Here is a 21,631-nt window from a genome sequence, read left to right as displayed (position 1 = left end):
TCAGCCCACTCACGTTCATCACCCCAGGAGGTTTCCATGACCGATCAAGCCCTCAAGGCTCATAAGCCCCTGTTCAAGCACCTTGCCGGCGCCCTGGCCCTGGTCGCGGCCGCGGCCGCGCCCTCTCTGGCACGGGCCGACGTGCTGCTGGAAGGGGCCACCGTCGCCCTGCTGACGGGCACCAGCTCGGCCGCCGAGCCCCAGCTGGCCGGCACCATCATCGAGGACCGCAGTGATGCCTTCAGCTTCAGCAGCACCAACGGGACGGTGTCCGGCAGCATCCAGTCGCGGGTGGTGCGCTCCATCGACGGCACCGTGGACTTCTACTGGCGCGTCACCAGCGATGCGGGCTCGGCCGACGACCTCGGCAGCTTCCGCCTGGGCCAGCTCTTCACCAGCGAGTACCGGGTGAACTGGCGCAATGACGGCATGGGAGATGTGTCGCCCGTCAACGCCCACCGCTTCAGCGGCACCATGGCCAGCGACTTCAACTTCAACTTCCAGCGCATGGGCCCCACCGGCGGGATGACGGGCCTGGGTGCGGGCCTGTCGTCCTACTTCATGTTCCTGGACACCGACGCCACGGCCTACGACTTCTCGGGCCTCATGGATGTGGCCGACATGAACCACACCCACATCTCCGGTCTCTTCAGCACCTTCGCGCCCACAGTGAGCAAGGTGCCGGAGCCGGGCAGCCTGGCGCTGGCGGGGCTGGCGCTGAGCCTGCTGCCCCTGCGCCGCCGCCGCCGCTGAAAGCCGGCTTCAGGCCAGGCGTGCCCGGTGGCGAGCCACCTGGGCACGCACCTGGTCCGGTGCCGTGCCGCCCAGGATGTTGCGGGCATTGAGCGAGCCGCGCAGCGAGAGCACGTCGAACACGTCGGCCTCGATGCGGGCATCGAAGGCCTTCAGCGCGTCCAGGCTCAGGGCCGAGAGGTCGCGGCCTTCGGCGATGGCGGTCTTGACCGCATGGGCCACGACCTCATGGGCGTCGCGGAAGGGCAGGCCCTTCTTGACGAGATAGTCCGCCAGATCGGTGGCGGTGGCATAGCCGCGCATGGCGGCACGCTCCATGGCCTCGGGCTTGACGGTGATGCCGGCGGCCATCTCGGCAAAGATGCGCAGGGTGTCCTTGAGCGTGTCGACGGTGTCGAACAGCGGCTCCTTGTCTTCCTGGTTGTCCTTGTTGTAGGCCAGGGGCTGGCCCTTCATCAGCGTGATCAGGCCCATCAGGTGGCCCACCACGCGGCCGCTCTTGCCGCGGGCCAGCTCGGGCACGTCGGGGTTCTTCTTCTGCGGCATGATGGACGAGCCGGTGCAGAAGCGGTCGGCCAGGTCGATGAAACCAAAGCTCTGGCTCATCCACAGGATCAGCTCCTCCGACAGGCGCGAGACATGCACCATCACCAGCGCGGCCGCGGCGCTGAACTCGATGGCGAAGTCGCGGTCGGAGACGGCATCCAGGCTGTTCTGGCACACGGCCTCCATGCCCAGGGTGCGGGCCACGCGCTCGCGGTCCAGCGGGTAGCTGGTGCCGGCCAGGGCGGCGGCGCCCAGGGGCAGGCGGTTCACGCGGCGGCGCACGTCGGCCATGCGCTCGGCGTCGCGGGCGAACATCTCCACATAGGCCAGCAGGTGGTGACCGAAGGCCACGGGCTGGGCCACCTGCAGGTGCGTGAAGCCGGGGAGGATGGTCTCGGCGTTCTGCTCGGCCACGTCGACCAGGGCGAGCTGCAGCGCGGTCAGCAGCTGGGCGATCTCGTCGATCTCGCCGCGCAGCCACAGCCGCACGTCGGTGGCGACCTGGTCATTGCGGCTGCGGCCGGTGTGCAGACGCTTGCCGGCCAGGCCCACGATCTCGGTCAGACGGGCCTCGATGTTGAGGTGCACGTCCTCCAGGTCCAGCTTCCATTCGAAGCGCCCCGCCTCGATCTCCTCGCGGATCTGGGCCATGCCGCGCTGGATGGCGGCGTGGTCCTCGGCCGCCAGGATGCCCTGCGCGGCCAGCATCTCGGCGTGGGCGAGGCTGCCTTCGATGTCCGCCTTCCAGAGTCGCTTGTCGAAGAAGACGCTGGCGGTGTAGCGCTTGACCAGCTCGCTCATCGGTTCGGAAAACAGCGCGGACCAGGCTTGGGACTTGTTGGCGAGTTGGTTGTCGGACATGGTTTGTTGCAAGGCGGCGGGCCGCTGCCGGGTGGCGCAGGCCCAGGGCTGGGGGAGAATGGCCACCGATTCTAAAGACTGCCACCTTGCCTGGACCTGAGCGCGCGCCGTCCAGCCTTCGAAGCTCATGAAGCAGCCGCCTTCGTCCCAGACTGATGCCAGCACCACCCTGCTGCCGCCCGTGATCTCCGCGGCGGCCCGCCCGGAACACACGGGTGACGCCGCGCTGCGGGCCCAGCTCTTCGACGTCTGCCACATGGGGCTGGCCCTGCGCGCGGTGCTGGGGGTGCAGATCCTGCTGTCCCTGGGCATCGCGCTGCAGGCCTCGGACCTGCAGCAATGGCTGTGGCAGCTGGCCAGCGCCAGCTTCGTCTCCATGACGGCGGTGCTGGCCTGGCTGGTCCTGGTGTGCGCGGGCAAGCATCTGCTGGCGCGCCTGGGCAGCGCCGGGCAATGGCTGGTCCTGGCCGCCCTGGGCGCCCTGTGCGCCAGCCTCGCCTGGCGCCTGCTCAACGCGGCCGCCGGCGAGGTGGGCTCCCTGTTCCGCTTCGTGGCGGTGGCGCTCAGCGGCGCGGCGGTGGCGTCCTCGCTGTGGCTGTGGCTGCGCAGCCGCCAGCGCTGGCAGCGCCCGGCGGCGGCGATGGCGCAGCTGGTGGAGCTGCAGTCGCGCATCCGCCCGCACTTCCTCTTCAACACGCTCAACTCCGCCATCGTGCTGGTGCAGCTGGACCCGCAGCGGGCCGAGAAGGTGCTGGAAGACCTCAGCGAGCTCTTCCGTGTGGCGCTCAGCGAGAACGGCGCGGCGGTCAGCCTGGACGAGGAGATCGAGCTGGCGCGCCGCTACCTGGAGATCGAGCAGATCCGCTTCGGCGACCGCCTGCGCGTGCAGTGGCGCCTGGACCCCACGGCCGGTGCGGTGAGGGTGCCGCCGCTGATGCTGCAGCCCCTGGTGGAGAACGCCGTGCGCCATGGCGTCGAGCCCAATGACGAAGGCGGCGAGATCGAAGTGCTGACCCGGCGCCGCGGCGGGCAGGTGGAGGTCCGTGTCAGCAACACGGTGGGCCAGGGGCCTTCGCGGCCGGGGCACGGCCTGGCCCTGGACAACGTGCGCGAGCGCCTGCTGCTGATGCATGATGTGGCCGCCCAGTTCGAGCTCCACGCCGCACCCGGGCGCTACGTGGTGAAGATCCTGCTGCCCCTTCAATCCTGATGAGCGCCGCGATGACCCAGACCGGTGAGACCCCGCTGCGCACGCTGATCGTCGACGACGAGCCCCTGGCCCGCCTGCGCCTGCGCGGCCTGCTCGAGGGCCTGGCCGGACTGCCCGTGCGCGTGCTGGGCGAGGCGGGGTCCTCGGCCCAGGCCCTGGTCTGGCTGAAGGAGCATGCCTGCGACCTCGTCTTCCTGGACATCCAGATGCCCGGGCAGGACGGCCTGCAGCTGGCGCAGTCCCTGGAGGCCTTGCCCCAGCGCCCCATCGTGATCTTCGTGACGGCCCATGCCGGCCATGCGCTGCGGGCCTTCGAGATCGAGGCCCTGGACTACCTGACCAAGCCGGTGCGCCGCGAGCGCCTGGCCTCGGCGGTGGAGCGGGCCCGTGCCCGGCTCCACGAGCGCCTGGCGGCCGCGACCTGGCAGAGCTCGCAGGCCGAGACCGAGGCCCTGCCCGAGGGCGAGTTCCTGACCATCACCGAGCGTGGGCGCCTGATCCGCGTGCCCCTGGTCGAGGTGCTGTTCTTCAAGGCCGAACTCAAGTACCTGACCGTGCGCACCGCGACGCAGAGCTACATCATGGAAGGCTCGCTGACCGAGCTGGAGCAGCGCCTGGGCGAGCGCTTCCTGCGCATCCACCGCAATGCCCTGGTGGCGCGCAAGGCCCTGCGCGAGCTGGGCCGGCACCTCGCCCAGCCGCCTGCCGGCGAAGCGGACGCCGAATCGGGCGGCGAATCGGGCGAGGGCTGGGCCGTGCGCGTGGCGCCGGTGGATGAATGGCTGTCGGTCTCGCGCCGCCAGGTGGCCGCGGTGCGCGAGGCGCTGGCGGGCGGCCCGGCGGGCGGCGGGCGCTGAGCCGCGCCGCCGCGCCTGGCGGCCCGGTCTTCAGCCGGTGTTGCGCAGGCCGGCGGCGATCCCGTTGATGGACAGGTGGATGCCGCGCTGCACGCGCTCCATGCTCGGGTCCTCGGCGCGCTTCTCCACGGGAATGGCGCGATAGCGGCGCATCAGCTCGACCTGCAGGTGGTGCAACGGGTCGATGTAGGGGAAGCGGTGCGCGATCGAGCGCGCCAGGGCCGGGTTGCTGGCCAGGTTGTGCTTCTCGCCGCTGATCAGGGCGACGGCCTGCTGGGTGCGACGGAACTCGGCCTCGATGGCTGCGAAGATGCGCTTGCCCAGCTTCCTGTCCTCGACCAGGTCCACATAGCGCTGGGCCAGGCCCAGGTCGGTCTTGGCCAGCACCATGTCCAGGTTGGACAGCAGGGTGCGGAAGAAGGGCCACTGCTTGTACATGCGGCGCAGCAGGGTCAGGTGTTGCTCGCGCAGGGCCGGGTCGGCGTCCAGGAAGGCCGCCACGCCCGCACCGAAGCCGCACCAGCCGGGCAGGGCCACGCGGGACTGGCCCCAGCTGAAGCCCCAGGGGATGGCGCGCAGGTCCTCGATGGCACGGGTGGCCTTGCGCGAGGCCGGGCGGGAGCCGATGTTCAGCTCGGCGATCTCGCGGATGGGCGTGGACGAGAAGAAGTAGTCCGCGAAGCCTTTGGTCTCGTAGACCAGGCCGCGGTAGGCAGCGAAGCTGGCGTCCGAGAGCTGCTGGGCCGCGTCCAGGAAGGACTTGGGCGCGCTCTTGGTCGGATGCAGCAGCGTGGCCTCCAGCGTGGCGGCCACGAGCGTCTCGAGGTTGCGCCGGCCGATGTCGGGGTTGGCGTACTTGGAGGCGATCACCTCGCCCTGCTCGGTCAGGCGGATCTGCCCGTTCACCGTGCCCGGGGGTTGAGCCAGGATGGCCTGATAGCTGGGGCCGCCGCCCCGGCCCACCGTGCCGCCGCGGCCGTGGAAGAGGCGCAGGGTGATGCCGTGGCGGGCCTTGAGCTGGTCGAAGAGGCCCACCAGCGCGATCTCGGCGCGGTAGAGCTCCCAGTTGCTGGTGAAGACGCCACCGTCCTTGTTGGAGTCGGAGTAGCCCAGCATCACGTCCTGCTCGGCGCCGGAGCGCTTCACCAGGGCGGCCACGCCGGGCAGGGCGTAGAACTCGCCCATGATCAGCGGCGCCTCGCGCAGGTCGCCGATGGTTTCGAACAGGGGCACGACGATGAGGTCGCTGACGGCCTCGCCGTCCAGCAGGCCGCGCAGCAGGCCCACCTCCTTGAACAGGAGCTGGACTTCCAGCAGATCGCTGACGGTCTCGGTGTGGCTGATGATGTAGTGACGGATGGACTCGCGGCCGAAGCGCTGCAGGGACTCGCGCGCCGCCTCGAAGATGGCCAGCTCGCCCTGGCAGCGCTCGCTGTACTCGGCGCCGACCACGCGCAGCGGGCGGGCATCGTTGAGCAGGCCCAGCAGCAGCTGGCGGCGCGCGGCCTCGTCCAGCGCGGCGTAGTCGGGGCAGACGCGTGCGGTGGCCAGCAGCTCGGCGATCACCAGCTCGTGCTGGTCCGAACTCTGCCGCAGGTCCAGCGTGGCCAGGTGGAAGCCAAAGACCTGCACGGCGCGGATCAGGGGCTTGAGGCGCGGGGCGATCAGGGCCTCGGCATGGTGGGTCTTGAGCGAGTCAGCGATCACGCGCAGGTCGGCCAGCAGCTCTTCGGGCGAAAGGTAGGGGTCCTGCGGCGCGACGGCGTGCCGCAGGGCCTCGGTGCCGGTCAGCGCGTGCAGGGTGGCGGCCATGCGCGCGTACATGCCGGTGAGGGCGCGCCGGTAGGGCTCGTCCATGCGGTGCTCGTTGCGGTCGGGGCTGCGCTCGGCGAGCTCCTGCATCGCCGGGCTGACCTGGGCCAGGCGGGCGGAGATGGACAGCTCGGCGCCCAGCTCGTGCAGCTCGGTCAGGTAGTGGCGCAGGGCCACCTCGCTCTGGCGCCGCAGCGCATGGCGCAGCGTGGTGGCGGTGACGTTGGGGTTGCCATCGCGGTCCCCGCCGATCCAGTGGCCCATGCGCAGGAAGCTGTTGAGCTCATGGCCCGGCAGGGCCTCCTCGAGTTCGCCGTAGAGCTTGGGGATCTGGCGCAGGAAGGTGGCGTGGTAGTAGGAGAGGGCGTTCTCGATCTCGTCGGCCACCGTCAGCTTGGAGTAGCGCAGCATGCGCGTCTGCCACAGCTGGGTGATGCGGGCGCGGATCAGGTTCTCGTTGTCACGCTTCTCGCGCTCGGTCTGCAGGCGGTCGCGCTGCTCGACCAGCTCGGCGATGGCACGCTCGGCGTCAAGGATGCTCTTGCGCTGCACCTCGGTCGGGTGGGCGGTCAGCACCGGCGAGATGAAGCCATGCTGCAGGGTGCGGGCCACCTCGGCCGGGCGCACGCCGGCCTCGTGCAGGCGCTCCATGCAGTAGGCCAGCGAGCCGGCCTGCAGGCTGCCGGCGCGCTCATGGATCTCGCGGCGGCGCACATGGTGGCGGTCCTCGGCGATATTGGCCAGGTGCGAGAAATAGCTGAAGGCGCGGATCACGCTGACGGTCTGCTCGCCGGACAGGCTCTTGAGCAGCTTGTCGAAAGTCTTGCCGGCCTGCGTGTCCTGCTTGTGGCGAAAGGCCACCGAGAGCTTGCGCACGCGCTCGACCAGCTCGTAGGCCTCGCGGCCCTCCTGCTCGCGGATCACTTCGCCCAGGATGCGGCCCAGCAGGCGGATGTCCTCCATCAGCGGCTGGTTCTTGTCCTCCTCGGCCTTGCGTGCCGGGGCGGTCTTGCCGGCTGTGCGGGTGCCCGTCTTGCTGCCGGTCTTGCGGGCGGCAGGGGCGCGGGGGGCTCGATCGGGGGCGGAAGCGTCAGGACGGGCAGGCATGGCGGCTCGGGGTTGGCGTCCGGAGGAGGGCTCCGGGGCGCGGGTGCTGGGGTTCGTGGGAGGGTAGCGCGGTTGCGCTGCCCAGGCTTTTCAGCCTGGATTCAGCAATGTAACCAAGTTACCTTCGTTTGACTTTATCAGTTTCTTTGACAGGAGCGTGGCTGGGTGGCCACGACGCTGCGCTAGCATCCCACCATGATGGAAAAGATAGTGATCGCCACGCGCGAAAGCAGGCTCGCCCTCTGGCAGGCCGAACACGTGAAGGCCCTGCTGGAACAGCGCCTGGGTGCCACCGTGGAACTCCTGGGCATGACCACCCGGGGCGACCAGATCCTGGATCGCAGCCTCTCCAAGGTGGGAGGGAAGGGCCTCTTCGTGAAGGAGCTGGAGACGGCCCTGGAGGAAGACCGCGCCCAGCTGGCCGTGCATTCGCTCAAGGACGTGCCCATGGACCTGCCCGAGGGCTTCGCCCTGGTGGCCATCCTGGAGCGCGAGGACCCGCGCGATGCCTTCGTCTCCAACAAGTTCGCCAGCCTGGACGAGCTGCCCCAGGGCGCGCTGGTGGGCACCTCCAGCCTGCGCCGCGTGGTGCAGCTGAAGAACCTGCGGCCCGACCTGCGCATCGAGCCCCTGCGCGGCAACCTCGACACCCGCCTGCGCAAGCTGGACGAAGGCGGTTACGACGCCATCGTGCTCGCGGCAGCCGGCCTCAAGCGTCTGGGCCTGGGGCAGCGCATCCGCAGCTGTTTCGCCCTCGATCAGATGATTCCCTGCGCCGGGCAGGGCGCCCTGGGCCTGGAAGTGCGGGCCGATGCCGCCGCGCTGACCCAGGCGCTGGGCACCCTGACGGACCAGCCCACCTGGCTGGCCACGCAGGCCGAACGCGCGGTCTCGCGCAGCCTCGGCGGCAGCTGCTCCATGCCGCTGGCCGCCCATGCACGCTGGGTGGACGGGCAGCTGCTGCTGGAGGTGGCCTTGGGCCATCCGGAGCATCCCGAGCGTCCGCTGCTGAAGGCGCGGGTGCAGGGCCAGCCGACCGATGAGGCCACGGCCCGCGCCCTGGGCCTGCAGGCCGCCGAGGCCCTGCGCACCCAAGGTGCCGAGGACTACCTGCGCTGTGCCTGATTCCGCCCGGCCCGGTGCCGAGGGCGGATCGCCTGATGCCCTGCCGCGCCTGATCCTCACGCGCCCCCGTGCCCAGGCGCAGGACTGGGTGCAGCGCATGGCGCGGCTGGGCGTGGCCTGCGACTGCGTTCCGCTGCTGGACATCGCCCCGCTGGATCCCGCGCCGGCCCGCCAGGCCTGGGAGCGCCTGGCCTCGCAGGCCTTGCTGATGTTTGTCAGCCCCAACGCCGTCGAGCATTTCTTCGCGGCCCGTCCACCCGGCATGAGCTGGCCGGCGCACACCCTGGCGGCCACGGTCGGGCCGGGCAGTGCCCAGGCCCTGCTGCGCCAGGGCGTGCCACCGGCCCTGCTGCGCCAGCCGCCCCCCGATTCGCCCAGCCTGGATTCGGAGCACCTGTGGCCCGTGCTGTCCGGCGAGGCCTGGCAGGGGCGCGAGGTGCTGATGGTGCGCGGGGACGGCGGCCGTGAGTGGCTGGCGGACCGCCTGCGCGAGGCGGGTGCCCAGGTGGGGGCCGTCAGTGTCTACCGCCGCCAGGCGCCCCGGCTGGCGCCCGCGGAGCAGGCGGTGCTGGATCGCGCGCTGGCCCAGCCGCAGGCGCATGTGTGGCTCTTCAGCAGCGCGGAAGCCATCGATCATTTGCCCGCACTGGCGGGCACCACCGCCGACTGGTCCCGCAGCCGGGCCATCGCCACGCATGAGCGCATTGCGCAGCGAGCGCGCCGCCTGGGCCTGGGCCATGTGGTTTTGACGCGACCGGACGCCGCCGCCGTCGCCACCGCCCTGCAAGGCCCCTGGGACTGAACCCTACAATCCGCGGCACTGTGAGCGAGCAAGACATCCCCCGCAGCGCCCCGGCTTCCGAGCCCGAGAGCGCCTCCGTGCTGCCCGAGAAAGTGCCGGCCCGCGCTAGCACGCCGGGTTCGCTGACCCTGATCCTGATGGCCCTGGGCGTGCTGTCCCTGGGCGCCCTCGCCATGGCCTGGCAGGGGCACAGCCGTGTCAGGCAGCTGGAGCAGGAGCTGGTGCGCCGCCAGGAACAGAGCCAGACCCAGGCCTCAGACGCCCGCGGCATGGCCAGCCGCGCCCAGGAGGTGGCTCAGGAGACCTCGGCCAAGCTGGCCCTGCTGGATGCCCGCCTCGCCGAGGTGTCCCTGCAGCGCGGGCAGCTGGAGGAACTGATCCAGTCCATGTCCCGCTCGCGGGACGAGAACGTGCTGGGTGACATCGAGGCCTCGCTGCGCGTGGCCCTCCAGCAGACCAGCATCACCGGCAGCGCCGAGCCCCTGGTGTCGGCGCTCAAGCAGGCGGACGAGCGCCTGCAGCGCTACAAGCAGCCCCGGCTGGAGGGCGTGCGCCGTGCCGTGATCCGCGACCTGGACCGCGTCAAGGCGGTCAGCGTGGTCGATGTGGCCACGCTGGGCATCAAGCTCGATGAAGTCGCCCGCCTGGCCGACGAGCTCCCGCTGCTGTCGGTGGCCGAGCGCGTGGCCCAGGCCGAGGGCGAGGCCCGCAGCGCGGCCCGGCTGGAATCGAAGACCGACGCCCGCACGGACCCCAAGGCCCGCAGGGCCGCCGGCGCGGCGTCCAAGCCGGCGCCGGCCCCGGAGGGCTGGGAGGCCTGGTGGGACGTGGCCCAGAGCCGCTGGCAGGAGCTCAGCAGCCAGGTCTGGCAGGAGACCAAGTCCCTGGTGCGCGTCACGCGGATCAACCATCCCGAAGCGGCGCTGATCACGCCCGAGCAGGGCTACTTTCTCCGCGAGAACCTCAAGCTGCGCCTGCTCAATGCGCGGCTGGCCCTGCTGAGCCGCCAGTACGACACCGCACAGTCGGACCTGCGCGAGGCCCTGGCCCTGCTGGACCGCTACGTCGACATGCGCTCGCGCAAGGCCCAGACCGCTGCCGAGCTGCTGCGCCAGGTGCAGGGGCAGGCGCGCCAGGTGGCCGTGCCGCGTCCTGACGACAGCCTCGCGGCCCTGGCCGCGGCCGGGCGCTGAGGGAGGCCGGTCCATGCGTACTGTGATCTGGCTGGTGCTGCTCTTTGCCGCGGCCGTGGTGGCCGCACTGACCCTGGGCAGCAATGACGGTCTGGCGAGTTTCTACTGGAATGGCTGGCGCCTCGATGTGTCGCTCAACCTCTTCCTGCTGGCCCTGGTGGCGGGCTGCTTTGCGCTGGTGACGCTGATCCAGACCGTCAATTCGCTGGTCTCCCTGCCGCGCAGGGCCCGCGAATGGCGGCTGTCGCAGCGCGAGCGCAGCGCGCAGCTGGCCTTGCGCGAAGCCCTGGCCGAGTATTTCGGTGCCCGCTACGGCCGGGCGCAGAAGGCCGTGCAGCGTGCCCTCAACATCCAGTCCCAGACGCCGGACCTCGCCCAGGACCAGGCCTTCATGGCCCTGAGCCACTTGCTGGCGGCCCAGAGCGCCCACCGGCTCCAGGACAAGCGCCGCCGCGACGAGCAGCTGCAGCTGGCGCTGCAGTTTGCGCAGGCCTCTTCCCAGGCCAAGGCCCAGGAGGAGGGCGCCCGGCTGCTGGCCGCCGAATGGGCCCTGGATGACCGCGATGCCCATCGCGCCAGCCAGATCCTGGCCGAGCTGACCCCCGGCGTGGCCCGCCGCACCCAGGCCCTGCGCCTCAAGCTGCAGGCGTCCCGCCTGGCCCGGCAGCCGCTGGAGGCGCTGCGCACCGCGCGCCTGCTGGCCAAGCACCAGGGCTTCTCCAAATCGGCCGCCCAGGGGCTGTTGCGCTCCCTGGCGGTGGAGGCCCTGGAGTCCTCCCGGGACATCGACCAGCTCCGCAGCAGCTGGCAGCAGCTGGATGCCGCCGACCGGCGTGATGTCTTCGTCGCCGCCCGGGCTGCCCAATGTGCCGCCGGTCTCGGCGCGCCGGACGATGGCCGCGGCTGGCTGCGCCCCTCCTGGGACGACTACGGCGACCTGCAGGCCGAGGAGCGCGCCGCGCTGGCCGAGGCCCTGGTCCAGTGCATGCCTGGCCTGGGACCGGAATGGCTGCAGCGTCTGGAAGGCCTCATGCAGCGTCATGCGCGGGATCCGGGCCTGTCCTATGCCCTGGGCCACGCCCTGGCCGAGCGACAGCTGTGGGGCAAGGCCCGTCTCATGCTGGAACAGGCCGCCGAGGACCGCCAGCTGAGCATCAGCGCTCGCCGCCGCAGCTGGCTCAAGCTGGCCGACCTGGCCGAGAACGACGGCGACGCCGAACGCCGCGCCCGCTGTTTCGAGGCGGCGGCCCTGCTGGGCTGAGCCGGCCTTGCTCCGCGGCGGGGCGGCTGCCGGGCGGTGAGCACCCGCCTGCCCGAGACCCGCTCCAGAGGAAAATTCAGCCGAATACTTGCATGGTTGGAAAAACCCATGCTATAGTTCAAGGCTTCGGCGGCTGTAGCTCAGTTGGATAGAGTACTTGGCTACGAACCAAGGGGTCGTGGGTTCGAATCCTGCCAGCCGCGCCAAGATTTCAGATTTGAAGCTCACTGGAAAATCTTCGGAATACTGTTCTGAGAATTTCTGGAAAGCGACGGAGAAATGGCTGCAGTCCTGCAGCACTTCAACGGGGTTTGAATTTGCGGTGTGAGTCGAGATACTGAAAAGTATCTAGACAATCCGGAATGAAAAAATATGAGCTTTGGCTTGCGATTCAATCGAAAATCGCGCTACAATCTAAGGCTCAACTAAATACAAGCGGCTGTAGCTCAGTTGGATAGAGTACTTGGCTACGAACCAAGGGGTCGTGGGTTCGAATCCTGCCAGCCGCGCCAACAACAAGAAGAAATGAAAAGGTCTGTGAGAAATCACAGACCTTTTTTGTTTTCCGCCTGGCCTTTGTGTCTTGGCTTTGTGTCCTGCCTTCGAGTTTTGCCTTCAGTGGCTGACCGGCACTTGCAGGCGCAGAGGCAGGGGTCGCTGATTCTGCAGGCGGCGGGGCGGTGGCAGGCAGGGGAGGGCGGTAGCGTCCATGCCGCCTGTGCCGCCGCGCCTTGGGTGCGAGCCGTTTGCCCGCGGCTCAGCCGCCCGGTGTTGCCGCGCTGTCCTTCAGCAGAAGTGCCCTGACGTCGTCGGACAGGTCCAGTCCGGCCAGGATCTCAGCGCCCTGGGCGCCTGGCTGCGGCGCAGGGCCGGGAGTCCGCGTCCCGCTGCGGGAGAAGCGGGGTGCAGGCTGGGCCTGCCAGTGCCCGTCCACCCTCATGAAGGCCTGCCGCGCCTGCTGATGTGGGTGCAGGGGCGCTTCGTCCAGGCTCAGTACCCCGGCCACGCAGGCCTCCGTGCCCTCGAGCAGTGCCACCCAGGCGTCGCGGGGCTTCTCCTTCAGGCGGCGGGCGACCAATTCGCGCAATGCGGGCCAGCGGGCGCTGTCCATCTGCCGGGCCGGCTCCTCGTCGGCAATCTCCAGGCGCTGCAGCAGGTCCCGGTAGAAAGCCGGCTCGATGGCGCCCAGGCTGAGGAAGCGGCCGTCGGCGCATTCGAAGCTGTCATAGAACGGGCTGCTGTGCAGGAAGAAGTTCTGCTGCGGCGCCTCGGGCCAGTGACCCTGGCTGGCCAGGCTGCGCACCAGGCTGCCCAGCAGGTTGGCGCCGTCCAGCATGGCGGCGTCCACGACCTGGCCGCGGCCGGAGCTTCTGGCTTCCAGGAGGGCGCAGACCATGCCGAAGGCCATCAGCAGGCCGCCGCTGGCCATGTCACCGACCACGGTGGCCGGCAGGGTGGGTGCCTGGCCGGGGCGCTGGCTGAGGCTCAGCAGGCCGCTCAGGGCCACGTAGTTGATGTCATGGCCCGCCGCGTGGGCCAGAGGGCCCGTCTGGCCCCAGCCGGTGACACGACCGTAGACCAGGCGCGGATGCGCGTCCGCCAAGGGCTCAGGCCCCAGGCCCAGGCGCTCCATGACCCCGGGCCGGTAGCCCTCGAGCAGTCCGTCCGCGCCCAGGACCAGCTGCTGCAGCGCCTGGCGCGCCTCCGGCTTCTTCAGGTCCAGCACGAGGGACCGCTTGCCGCGGTTCATGGCCCCGCCGCCGCCCAGGCTGCGCTGCGCGGCAGGGCGCTCGACGACGATCACCTCCGCCCCCATGTCGGCCAGCAGCATGCCGGCGAAGGGGCAGGGGCCGATGCCTGCCAGCTCGATGATGCGCACGCCTGCCAAGGGTCCCGTTGCCATGCCGTTCCTTCCCGACTGCTCATGAAGATCGCCCGGTGCCGTTCCTGGCGCCCCGGGGCTTGCCAGCGCCCAGGGTAGCCGCTCAGGACCGGCGCTACGCTGACAGTTGGCGAGACAATACGGCCATGAGCAAGGCCTTCACCAAGGAAAGCGACGGGGACGATGACGATGATGTCCCCGGCCTGCCGCCGCTGCCCGCCGGCACCCGCAACTACATCACTCCGCAGGGCTATGCGCGGCTGCGCGCCGAGTTCATGGAGCTGCTGGATGTCGAGCGCCCCAAGATCGTCGAGACGGTGTCCTGGGCCGCCAAGAACGGCGACCGCTCCGAGAACGGCGACTATCTCTACGGCAAGAAGCGCCTGCGGGAGATCGACCGCCGGCTGCGTTTCCTGACCAAGCGCCTGGACATCGCCGAGGTCGCGGACCCGGCCGTTCACCATGGCAGCGACCAGATCTTCTTCGGCGCCTGCGTCACCTATGCCAACAGCAAAGGCGAGGAGCGCACGATCACCATCATGGGCATCGACGAGGCGGACAGCCTCAAGGGCGAGGTCAGCTGGGTCTCGCCCATCGCCCGCGCCCTGCTGAAGGCCCGCGAGGGCGACGAAGTCCAGCTGATGACGCCGGGCGGGCTGGAGCAGCTGGAGGTGCTGGAAGTGCGCTACCCGGAGCCAGGCAAGACCTGACCCCACCCCCGCTCAGCCGGGGCTCAGGGCTTGATGCGCCACACCCGCATCACGGCGGGCGAGCGCTTGAGCATGCGCAGCACCTCGGCCACGTGCAGGCGGTCGCGTACGGAGATCAGCAGCTGCATCTCGGCGGTCTCGCGGGCCTGTGATTCGTCGCTCATCGAGATGTGCGTGATGTCGGCCTCTGCCGTGCTGACGGCGGTGGCGATCTGCGCCAGCACGCCCTTGCCATTGCGCATCAGCACGCCGATGGCGGCCTCGAAGCTGCGCGTCATCTCGTCGGCCCAGGCCACGGCGATCCAGTGCTCGCTGTCGCGCTGGAAGAGCCGGCGGCCGACCTGGCATTCGGCGGTGTGCACGATGAGGCCTTCGCCGCGGCCCAGATAGCCCTTGATGTCATCACCCGGCACCGGCCGGCAGCAGCTGGCCAGGCGCACCGAGGCGCCCTCGCTGCCATCCAGGGTGATCTGGCCCTGCGTGGTCTGGTCGTCAGTGGCGCCGAAGCGGCCGAGGGTGAGGGTGACGGCGTCCGGCCGCTGGCCCTGGGCGGCCAGCATGCGGGCCATCTTCTTGGCCACGATGGTCGCGATCTTGCGCCCCAGGCCCACCTCCACCAGCAGCTCATGCACATTGCGGTTGCCGGCCCATTTCGCCAGGTCCTGCCACAGGCCATGGGCCTCCTGGTCTTCGATGTCCAGGCTGGGCAGAGCCAGGCCTTCGGCGCGCAAGGCCTGGGCCAGCATCTTCTGGCCCAGCTCGCGGGACTCCTCCTGCTCCAGGTTCTTCAGGAAATGGCGAATCTTGGACCGCGCGCGGCCCGTTCGAACGAAGCTGAGCCAGGCCGGATTGGGGCGGGCGCCGGTGGCGGTGATGATCTCGACCACATCTCCGCTGCGCAGCTCGGCGCGCAGGGGCACGGGCTCGCCATTGACCTTGGCCGCCACGCAGTGGTCGCCGACGTCGGAGTGGATGGCATAGGCGTAGTCCACCGGCGTCGCCCCGCGGGGCAGGGCCATGATCTTGCTCTTGGGTGTGAAGACGTAGACCGCATCGGGGAAGAGATCGATCTTCACGTGCTCCAGGAACTCGCTGGCGTCGCGGGTCTCGTCCTGGATGTCGATCAGGGACTGCAGCCAGCGCGAGCCCAGCTGCTGCACGGCCTGGGCATTGCCCTTGGCCTTGTAGAGCCAGTGTGCCGCCACGCCCTTCTCGGCCACCATGTGCATGGTCTCGGTGCGCATCTGGAATTCCACCGGCGTGCCCAGGGGGCTCACCAGGGTCGTGTGCAGGCTCTGGTAGCCATTGGGCTTGGGGATGGCGATGTAGTCCTTGAAGCGGCCCGGCTGGGGCTTGTAGAGCTGGTGCAGCACGCCCAGGGCCAGGTAGCACTGGGGCAGCTCGTCCACCACCACGCGAAAGCCGAAGATGTCGCTCACCTGGGCAAAGCTGAGGTGCTTCTCGCGCATCTTCTTGTAGATGGAGAACAGCGTCTTCTCGCGACCCTGGATCTCGACCTTCAGGCCGGCATCCGCAAAGGCCTTGACCACGTCGCGCTCGATGCGCGAGACCAGGTCGCGCCGATTGCCGCGCGCCTTGGCAATGGCCTTGGACAGCGCGCCGTGCCGCCAGGGGTGGATGTACTGGAAGGACAGCTCCTGCAGCTCCCGGTAGATCTCGTTGAGACCCAGGCGGTGGGCGATGGGGGCGTAGATGTCCAGGGTCTCGCGTGCGATGCGGCGGCGCTTCTCGAAGGCCATGTGGCCCATCGTCCGCATATTGTGCAGACGGTCGGCCAGCTTGATGAGGATGACGCGCACATCGCGCGCCATGGCCAGCAGCATCTTGCGGAAGGACTCGGCCTGCGACTCCTCCTTGGTCGAGAACTGCAGCTTGTCCAGCTTGGTGAGGCCGTCCACCAGCTCGGCGGTCGGGGCCTCGAAGCGCTCGATCAGCTCGGTCTTGGTGACGCCGCAGTCCTCCATGGCATCGTGCATCAGCGCGGCCATGATGGCCTGGGCATCCAGGCGCCATTCCGCGCAGATGCCGGCCACGGCGATCGGGTGCGTGATGTAGGGCTCGCCGCTGGCGCGGAACTGGCCCAGGTGGGCTTCGTCCGCGAACTTGTAGGCCTCGCGGATGCGCTTGATGTCGGACTTGGGCAGGTAGCTCAGCCGGTGCAGCAGGGCGTCAAAGGACGCCGCCTCGGCCTGCGTGGGCTCGGGGGCGGTCTTGTGCAGGCCCGGCATCAGGGCAGCGGGCAAAGAGGCGGCAAAGGAGCGAAGACCCATGGAGCGAAATTAACACAAGGCCAGGGCCGCCCGCAGGCGCCGGGACAAATTGCGACGGGGAAGGGCGCCGGTGCGCTGCTGGCATCCGGGCAAACCATGAAAAAAGGCGCCCGTCGGGGCGCCTTCATTCGGCGGGGCCAGGTCTCAGACCGGCACCTTGCGCAGCATCTCGATGCCCACTTCGCCAGCGGCGATCTCGCGCAGGGCGGTCACGCCCGGCTTGTTCTTGCTCTCGATCTTGGCGCTGTGGCCCTGGCTCAGCATGCGAGCGCGGTAGGTGGCCGCAAGCACCAGCTGGAAGCGGTTGGGGATCTTGGTCAGGCAATCTTCGACGGTGATGCGGGCCATGGGCGGTTTCCAGTACTGTTGTTCAGGGAGGTCTCGAGCCGTGGTGTCGGGATGAAACCAGGGCTCAGGGCAGGTCCAGTGCCTTGAAGACGGCGGACTTGCTGCGACGCTGAGAGGCGTATTTTAACCGCTGCGCGTGCACGATGGCCTTCAAGTCGAAAAGTGCGGTCTCGAAGACGGCATTCACCACGACAAAATCGAACTTGTGGGCCTGCGCCACCTCGACGCGTGCATTGGCCATGCGCCGTTCGATGACCTCCTCTGCGGTGTCGCCCCGGCGGGTCAGGCGCTGGCGCAGTTCCTCCCAGCTGGGCGGCAGGATGAAGACCAGCACGGCATAGGGAAAGAGCTGCTTGATCTGCAGGGCGCCCTGGAAATCGATCTCCAGGACCACGTCCTCGCCCTGCTTCATCCGTTCCTCGATGGCGGCGCGCGAGGTGCCGTAGAGGTTGCCGTGCACCTCGGCCCACTCGAAGAACTCGCCGCGCTCGGCTTTGGCCCGGAACTCGTCCGGGCTGATGAACCAGTACTCGCGGCCATGCTGTTCCTGGCCGCGAGGGCCCCGCGAGGTGTGGGAGATCGAGACCGCCAGTTTGGCGTCCAGTTCCAGCAGGGCCTTGACGAGGCTGGACTTGCCGGCGCCGCTCGGCGCGGCGACCACGAAGAGATTGCCAGGGTATTCCATCCGCGGATTGTCGCTCAGCCGCTGCCCCTGGCCGAACTCGACCCTGCCTGCGCTGGCGACGGCGCCGCCGCAGGGCCTTGCCGGCGCCTGCGCGCCTCCCCGGAGCCTGAGGCCTGCCCGCCGGTACTCAGGCGGGCACCGGCCGTTGGGCGATGCGCCGGGGCCAAGGGCGAGCCGCCGGACAAGCGGCGCGGACCCCGGCCTCGCACGGGGAGGGGCGACAGCAGCCTGCCCTGAAGCAGGTTCCGGCAGCCCCCGCTAGCTGCGGCGTACCGAGCGGCCGGGGGCCTCCTCCGCCTCAGAAGCTGTGCCGCATGCCGACGGCGACGCTGTTGCCGTCGTGCAGGCCGTCAATCTTGTCGTTCATGTAGACGGCGTAGACATCCGTCCGCTTGGACAAGGAATGGTCGTAGCCCAGGCTCAGGGTCTTGTGCGTGTTGCCCGTCCACAGCGGAATGATGCCGGCGAAGGTGCCCGTACGGACCTTGGAGTGGCCCCAGGCGGCCAGGATCTTCCCGCTGCCATTGACGGGCACCTCAGCGCTGATGTCATAGAGGCGCAGCTTGCTGCCGTAGGACTCGTCGTCGATCTGCCCGTACTGGGCATAGAGCTTGACCGCCCTGAAATCGTAGGAGGCGCCCAGGTTGAAGGTCTTCTCGCGCTGGCCGTTGGTCGGGGCGGCGGCGTCCGTCCCCACGGCCTGGTAGGCCACGGTGGCGCTGAAGGGATCGCCGAAGTACTGCAGCGTGGCGGCATAGCTGGCCTTGCCGACGCCTTCACCCAACGCGCCCTGCAGGTTCACGCGAAAGCCGGACATCACGGGGCTGATGTAGCTGACCGCGTTGCGCCAGGAGGTGTCGTTCTGCAGGCGGGCGGTCTTGCTGATGGGGATGTCGCGACCGTCGAGGAAATAGTGCAGCAACGTGGGCGAAAAGCCGAAGGAGTCCCCGAAGCTGTTGAACAGCAGCAGGGACACGAACATCTGGCTGGTGTTGCGACCCACGCGCAGCTGCCCGAAGCTGCCGCTCAGGCCGGCATAGGCGTTCTTGGCAAACATCGCGTCGCCCGCAAAGCGCCCGGCCGCACCGGTGTCCATGCCAACGAAGCTCTCCAGGGCGAACTGTGCCTTGAGGCCGCCGCCCAGGTCTTCCGTGCCGCTGAGCCCCCAGAAGCTGGTGCTCATGTCCCCCGAACTGACCGCCTTGATCCGGTTTGCGCCCGCCAACTGGTAGGCGCCCGCGCCCGCATTGAGCACGCCATACAGCTTGACCGTGTTCTGTGCGAATGCCGAATTTATGCTGACAAATGAAACTGATGCGGCCAGGAGGCCATGGGTCCATTTCATGATGATTTCCTTGGTTGATGTGCCGAGATCCCCCACCCGTTCGACTGCGCCAGTGGGTGCTTGTGGATGATATTTATGATCACAAATACCATCATGGGGAAAACCCGAGCATGATGCGAAAAGAGCACAGCGGGACCTGGCGCTCCACGCGGCTCAGGCGGTGTCCCGATGTCGCTGGGTGCTGTCCGGCTGCCTGGTCTTCGCGCTGAAGGGGTGCTCGGCCACGCCTGCCTGGCCCGTGGCCTGCTGGAAGGCGTGACTGGCCTTCAGTACCGTGCTGTCGTCGTATTGCCGGCCCACCAGTTGCAGGCCGATGGGCAGGCCGTTGTCCGCCGGGCCGGCGTAAAGGCTGGCGGCTGGCAGCCCGAGCTGGTTGCACCAGGGGGTGTAGACCGGGTAGGGAGGGTTCAGCTGGAGGTCCTCGCCAAGCGCGGGGGGCAGCGTGGGGTGGACCGGGCACATCACCAGGTCGTAGCGCGTGAAGAACTCGTTGACTTCGCGGCCGGCGTCTCCGCGGCGCGCCAGCGCGTCCAGGATGCAGTGCGGCGGCAGCTGGCGGCCGGCCTCGACCAGCGCCTTCAAGGAGGCGTCCAGGGTGTGGGCCGCATCCCCCAGGGAGTCCGCCAGCCGGGCCGCGAAGGCGCTCCACAGCACGCCGTGGATCTGCAGGCATTGCAGCACGGCGGGCGGATCCGCCAGCTCCACATGGGCCCCCATCGACTCGAGGATGCGGGCGCTGCGCTTGAGCGCGGCCTGGATCTCGGGGGCGGCCTGCCTGTCCAGTCCCAGCGAGGGGCTCAGGGCTACGCGCAGGCGGTGCAGCGGGGTCCGCAGGGCGGCTCGGTAGTCGGTGGGGTCGTAGGGCAGCGCGTACCAGTCGCGCGGGTCGGGGCGCGAGATGATGTTCATCATGGAGGCTGCATCCTCGACGGTCCTGGCCATCGGGCCGACATGGCTCAGCAGGGCAAAGGCGCCCCGCGGATGGTGTGGCACACGCCCGAAGCTCGGCTTGAAGCCATAGATGCCGCTGAAGGCTGCGGGGATGCGGATGGATCCGCCGCCATCGGTGCCCAGGGCCAATGGGCCCAGGCCGGCCGCCACCGCTGCCGCTGCGCCGCCGCTGGATCCGCCCGGCGTGTGCGCCAGGTTCCACGGGTTGCGGGTGGTGCCGCTGAGCGGGCTGTCGGTGGTGATCTTGTGGGCGAAGTCCGGCAGGGTCGTCTTGCCGAAGATCACGGCGCCGGCATCGCGCAGGCGTCGTACGGCCGGGCTGTCCGGCAGTTGCATGCGCTCGGGGCTGACGGCAAGGGAGCCGAAGCGGGTCGGCATGTCATCCGTGCCGAGGTTGTCCTTGATGGACACGGGAATGCCGTCCAGTGTGCTGAGGGCCTTGCCTGCGCGCCATCGCGCCTCTGAAGCGCGGGCCTGCAGCAGCGCGCTTTCCCGGTTCATGAAGCAGAAGGCGTTGAGTTCCTCCGCCAGTGCCTCATGCCGGGCGAGCAGGGCCTGGACGACCTCGACGGGCGACAGCGTCCGGGTGGCGAAGTGGCCGACCAGCTCGGTGGCGCTCAGGTGGTGCAACGGTGACATGGTCATTCCTTTGATGAATCATGGTAATAAATAGGATTGATGAGGGCGACATGCCTCGATGCGGCTTCTGCCCTCTATTCTTGGTGGCCTCTGCGTAGGGCCTCTGTTCTAGGGGATTTCCAGCGGTATGACAGGTGTCATAAAGGGTAAGCACCTATCGGCCTTCTGAAGCCGTCCTGTCTATTATGATCATAAATTATCAAAGGAGCCAAGATGAAAAGAGTGCCGGAGAAGGGGGCGGGAAGCCGCGTTGACGCTGGCGGAATCGGCCATGACGCAGTGCGCAGCCCTATGTCAGCCCCGGGTGACCGGTGTCTGGCGCACGCAGTGCCCTCGAGGACCCACGGGGAGGTGTGTGATGAGTGAGGGTGTGGTGCTGCTGCTCAATGTCCTGAGCCAGGTCTGCGTGCTGGCCCTTGTTGCACTGGGGCTGGCCATCGTTTTCGGCATGATGGACATCGTCAATCTGGCTCACGGTGACTTCGTCACCCTCGGGGCCTTCACGCTCGCGGCCCTGCAGCACGCAGGGGGCGCCGAGGCCTACTGGCTGGCCCTCGTGGTGGCGCCGCTGGTGGGCGCGGCCGCCGGCTGGCTGCTGGAAGCCACGGTCATCCGCCTCCTGTATCACCGAACCCTGGACACCCTGCTGGCCACCTACGCGGTCAGCCTGATCGTCCAGAAGCTGCTGGAGCTGGGCTTCGGCAAGCATCCCCAGCTGGTCCAGACGCCCATCGGTGGCTCCCTCACCCTGCTGGGGGCGGAGTACCCGGCCTACCGCATCTTTGTCATCGCCACGAGCCTCGTGGTGATTGCCTTGAGTGCCCTGGTCTTCACGGGCACCCGCTACGGCATCCGCCTGCGTGCGGTGATCCAGAACCCCGCCATGGCTGAAGGCCTGGGCATCAACACCCGAAAGATGAATCGCTCCGCCTTCGCGCTGGGCGCTGCGCTGGCAGCGTTTGCAGGCGTGCTGGTGGCGCCACTCGTGTCCGTGGAGAGTCACCTGGGGCTCAGCTACCTCAGCAAGGCCTTCTTCGTGATCGTGGTCGGGGGCATCGGCTCCGTGCTGGGGGCGGTGACGGGCAGTGCCCTGATCGGCAGCGTCGAGACGCTGCTGAACTACCGCGTCGATCCCTCGCTGGCTTCGGCGCTGGTGCTGATCATGGCCATCGCGCTGATCCGCATCCGGCCTCAAGGCTTGGTGCCGGGCTTCAGTGCGGCACATCAACTGCTGGGCAAGGGGTGAGCGCCAT

Annotated in this window: 17 protein-coding genes and 2 tRNA genes; 11 read left to right on the top strand and 8 right to left on the bottom strand. The window is 68.9% G+C overall.

The features are described 5' to 3' along the window. The first annotated feature begins 36 nt into the window (after positions 1-36). Positions 37-753 carry a hypothetical protein gene (locus tag O9Y01_RS00555; protein ID WP_269629552.1) on the top strand — a complete coding sequence of 239 codons (717 nt, stop codon included), beginning with the start codon at positions 37-39 and terminating at the stop codon, positions 751-753. 9 nt (positions 754-762) lie between these two features. On the opposite strand, the gene argH is transcribed toward O9Y01_RS00555, so the two are convergent. Continuing rightward, the gene (gene argH, locus O9Y01_RS00550) at positions 763-2,160 is read right to left on the bottom strand and encodes an argininosuccinate lyase (RefSeq protein ID WP_269629551.1); all 1,398 of its coding nucleotides are present in this window, start codon (positions 2,158-2,160) and stop codon (positions 763-765) included. 127 nt (positions 2,161-2,287) lie between these two features. On the opposite strand from argH, the gene O9Y01_RS00545 reads away from it, so the two are divergent. Continuing rightward, positions 2,288-3,370 (top strand): sensor histidine kinase, encoded by a 1,083-nt coding sequence (locus O9Y01_RS00545; protein WP_269629550.1) that lies wholly within the window; start codon positions 2,288-2,290, stop codon positions 3,368-3,370. 11 nt (positions 3,371-3,381) lie between these two features. Beyond that, positions 3,382-4,227: a LytR/AlgR family response regulator transcription factor gene (locus O9Y01_RS00540; protein WP_269629547.1), complete on the top strand. Its 846-nt coding sequence runs from the start codon at positions 3,382-3,384 to the stop codon at positions 4,225-4,227. Between the two features lie 30 nt (positions 4,228-4,257). Here the strand turns inward: O9Y01_RS00540 and ppc are convergent, their stop codons facing one another. Then, positions 4,258-7,146 (bottom strand): phosphoenolpyruvate carboxylase, encoded by a 2,889-nt coding sequence (gene ppc / locus O9Y01_RS00535; protein WP_442952688.1) that lies wholly within the window; start codon positions 7,144-7,146, stop codon positions 4,258-4,260. Between the two features lie 195 nt (positions 7,147-7,341). Between ppc and hemC the strand changes: the two genes are divergently transcribed. The 6 genes from hemC to O9Y01_RS00505 all read left to right on the top strand — a co-directional run bounded on the left by hemC (position 7,342) and on the right by O9Y01_RS00505 (position 12,039). Continuing rightward, positions 7,342-8,271: a hydroxymethylbilane synthase gene (gene hemC / locus O9Y01_RS00530; RefSeq protein ID WP_442952687.1), complete on the top strand. Its 930-nt coding sequence runs from the start codon at positions 7,342-7,344 to the stop codon at positions 8,269-8,271. Continuing rightward, the gene (locus O9Y01_RS00525) at positions 8,264-9,073 is read left to right on the top strand and encodes a uroporphyrinogen-III synthase (RefSeq protein ID WP_269629546.1); all 810 of its coding nucleotides are present in this window, start codon (positions 8,264-8,266) and stop codon (positions 9,071-9,073) included. The genes hemC and O9Y01_RS00525 overlap by 8 nt, the downstream gene beginning before the upstream one ends. Before the next feature lie 20 nt (positions 9,074-9,093). Beyond that, on the top strand, positions 9,094-10,266 hold the full coding sequence (locus tag O9Y01_RS00520) for a uroporphyrinogen-III C-methyltransferase (protein WP_269629545.1): 1,173 nt from the start codon (positions 9,094-9,096) through the stop codon (positions 10,264-10,266). A gap of 13 nt (positions 10,267-10,279) precedes the next feature. Next, positions 10,280-11,527: a heme biosynthesis HemY N-terminal domain-containing protein gene (locus tag O9Y01_RS00515; protein WP_269629544.1), complete on the top strand. Its 1,248-nt coding sequence runs from the start codon at positions 10,280-10,282 to the stop codon at positions 11,525-11,527. Between the two features lie 129 nt (positions 11,528-11,656). Continuing rightward, positions 11,657-11,733, top strand: a tRNA-Arg gene (locus O9Y01_RS00510). A 229-nt stretch (positions 11,734-11,962) separates the two neighbouring features. After that, positions 11,963-12,039 (top strand) — tRNA-Arg (locus O9Y01_RS00505). A 245-nt stretch (positions 12,040-12,284) separates the two neighbouring features. Here O9Y01_RS00505 and O9Y01_RS00500 read toward each other — a convergent pair. After that, positions 12,285-13,430 carry a CaiB/BaiF CoA transferase family protein gene (locus O9Y01_RS00500; protein WP_269629543.1) on the bottom strand — a complete coding sequence of 382 codons (1,146 nt, stop codon included), beginning with the start codon at positions 13,428-13,430 and terminating at the stop codon, positions 12,285-12,287. 125 nt (positions 13,431-13,555) lie between these two features. Here O9Y01_RS00500 and greB point away from each other — a divergent pair, with 125 nt between their 5' ends. Continuing rightward, on the top strand, positions 13,556-14,119 hold the full coding sequence (gene greB / locus O9Y01_RS00495; protein WP_269629542.1) for a transcription elongation factor GreB: 564 nt from the start codon (positions 13,556-13,558) through the stop codon (positions 14,117-14,119). A gap of 23 nt (positions 14,120-14,142) precedes the next feature. On the opposite strand, the gene O9Y01_RS00490 is transcribed toward greB, so the two are convergent. The 5 genes from O9Y01_RS00490 to O9Y01_RS00470 form a co-directional block, all read right to left on the bottom strand. Next, positions 14,143-16,410, bottom strand: coding sequence for a RelA/SpoT family protein (locus O9Y01_RS00490; RefSeq protein ID WP_269629541.1), 2,268 nt, complete (start codon positions 16,408-16,410; stop codon positions 14,143-14,145). A 144-nt stretch (positions 16,411-16,554) separates the two neighbouring features. Further along, positions 16,555-16,758: a DNA-directed RNA polymerase subunit omega gene (gene rpoZ, locus O9Y01_RS00485; protein WP_183102758.1), complete on the bottom strand. Its 204-nt coding sequence runs from the start codon at positions 16,756-16,758 to the stop codon at positions 16,555-16,557. A gap of 64 nt (positions 16,759-16,822) precedes the next feature. Next, positions 16,823-17,443 (bottom strand): guanylate kinase, encoded by a 621-nt coding sequence (gmk, locus tag O9Y01_RS00480; RefSeq protein ID WP_269629540.1) that lies wholly within the window; start codon positions 17,441-17,443, stop codon positions 16,823-16,825. A 298-nt stretch (positions 17,444-17,741) separates the two neighbouring features. After that, entirely contained in the window at positions 17,742-18,788 is a 1,047-nt protein-coding gene (locus tag O9Y01_RS00475) for a porin (RefSeq protein ID WP_269629538.1), read from the bottom strand. 153 nt (positions 18,789-18,941) lie between these two features. Next, positions 18,942-20,378: an amidase family protein gene (locus O9Y01_RS00470; protein ID WP_269629537.1), complete on the bottom strand. Its 1,437-nt coding sequence runs from the start codon at positions 20,376-20,378 to the stop codon at positions 18,942-18,944. A gap of 370 nt (positions 20,379-20,748) precedes the next feature. On the opposite strand from O9Y01_RS00470, the gene O9Y01_RS00465 reads away from it, so the two are divergent. After that, the gene (locus O9Y01_RS00465; RefSeq protein ID WP_269630512.1) at positions 20,749-21,624 is read left to right on the top strand and encodes a branched-chain amino acid ABC transporter permease; all 876 of its coding nucleotides are present in this window, start codon (positions 20,749-20,751) and stop codon (positions 21,622-21,624) included. Positions 21,625-21,631 lie beyond the last annotated feature (7 nt).

This window comes from Pelomonas sp. BJYL3 (genome assembly GCF_027257975.1).
In the GTDB taxonomy this organism is placed as follows: Bacteria; Pseudomonadota; Gammaproteobacteria; order Burkholderiales; family Burkholderiaceae_C; genus Roseateles_B; species Roseateles_B flavus.
This window is presented reverse-complemented; position numbering and strand designations above follow the sequence as displayed.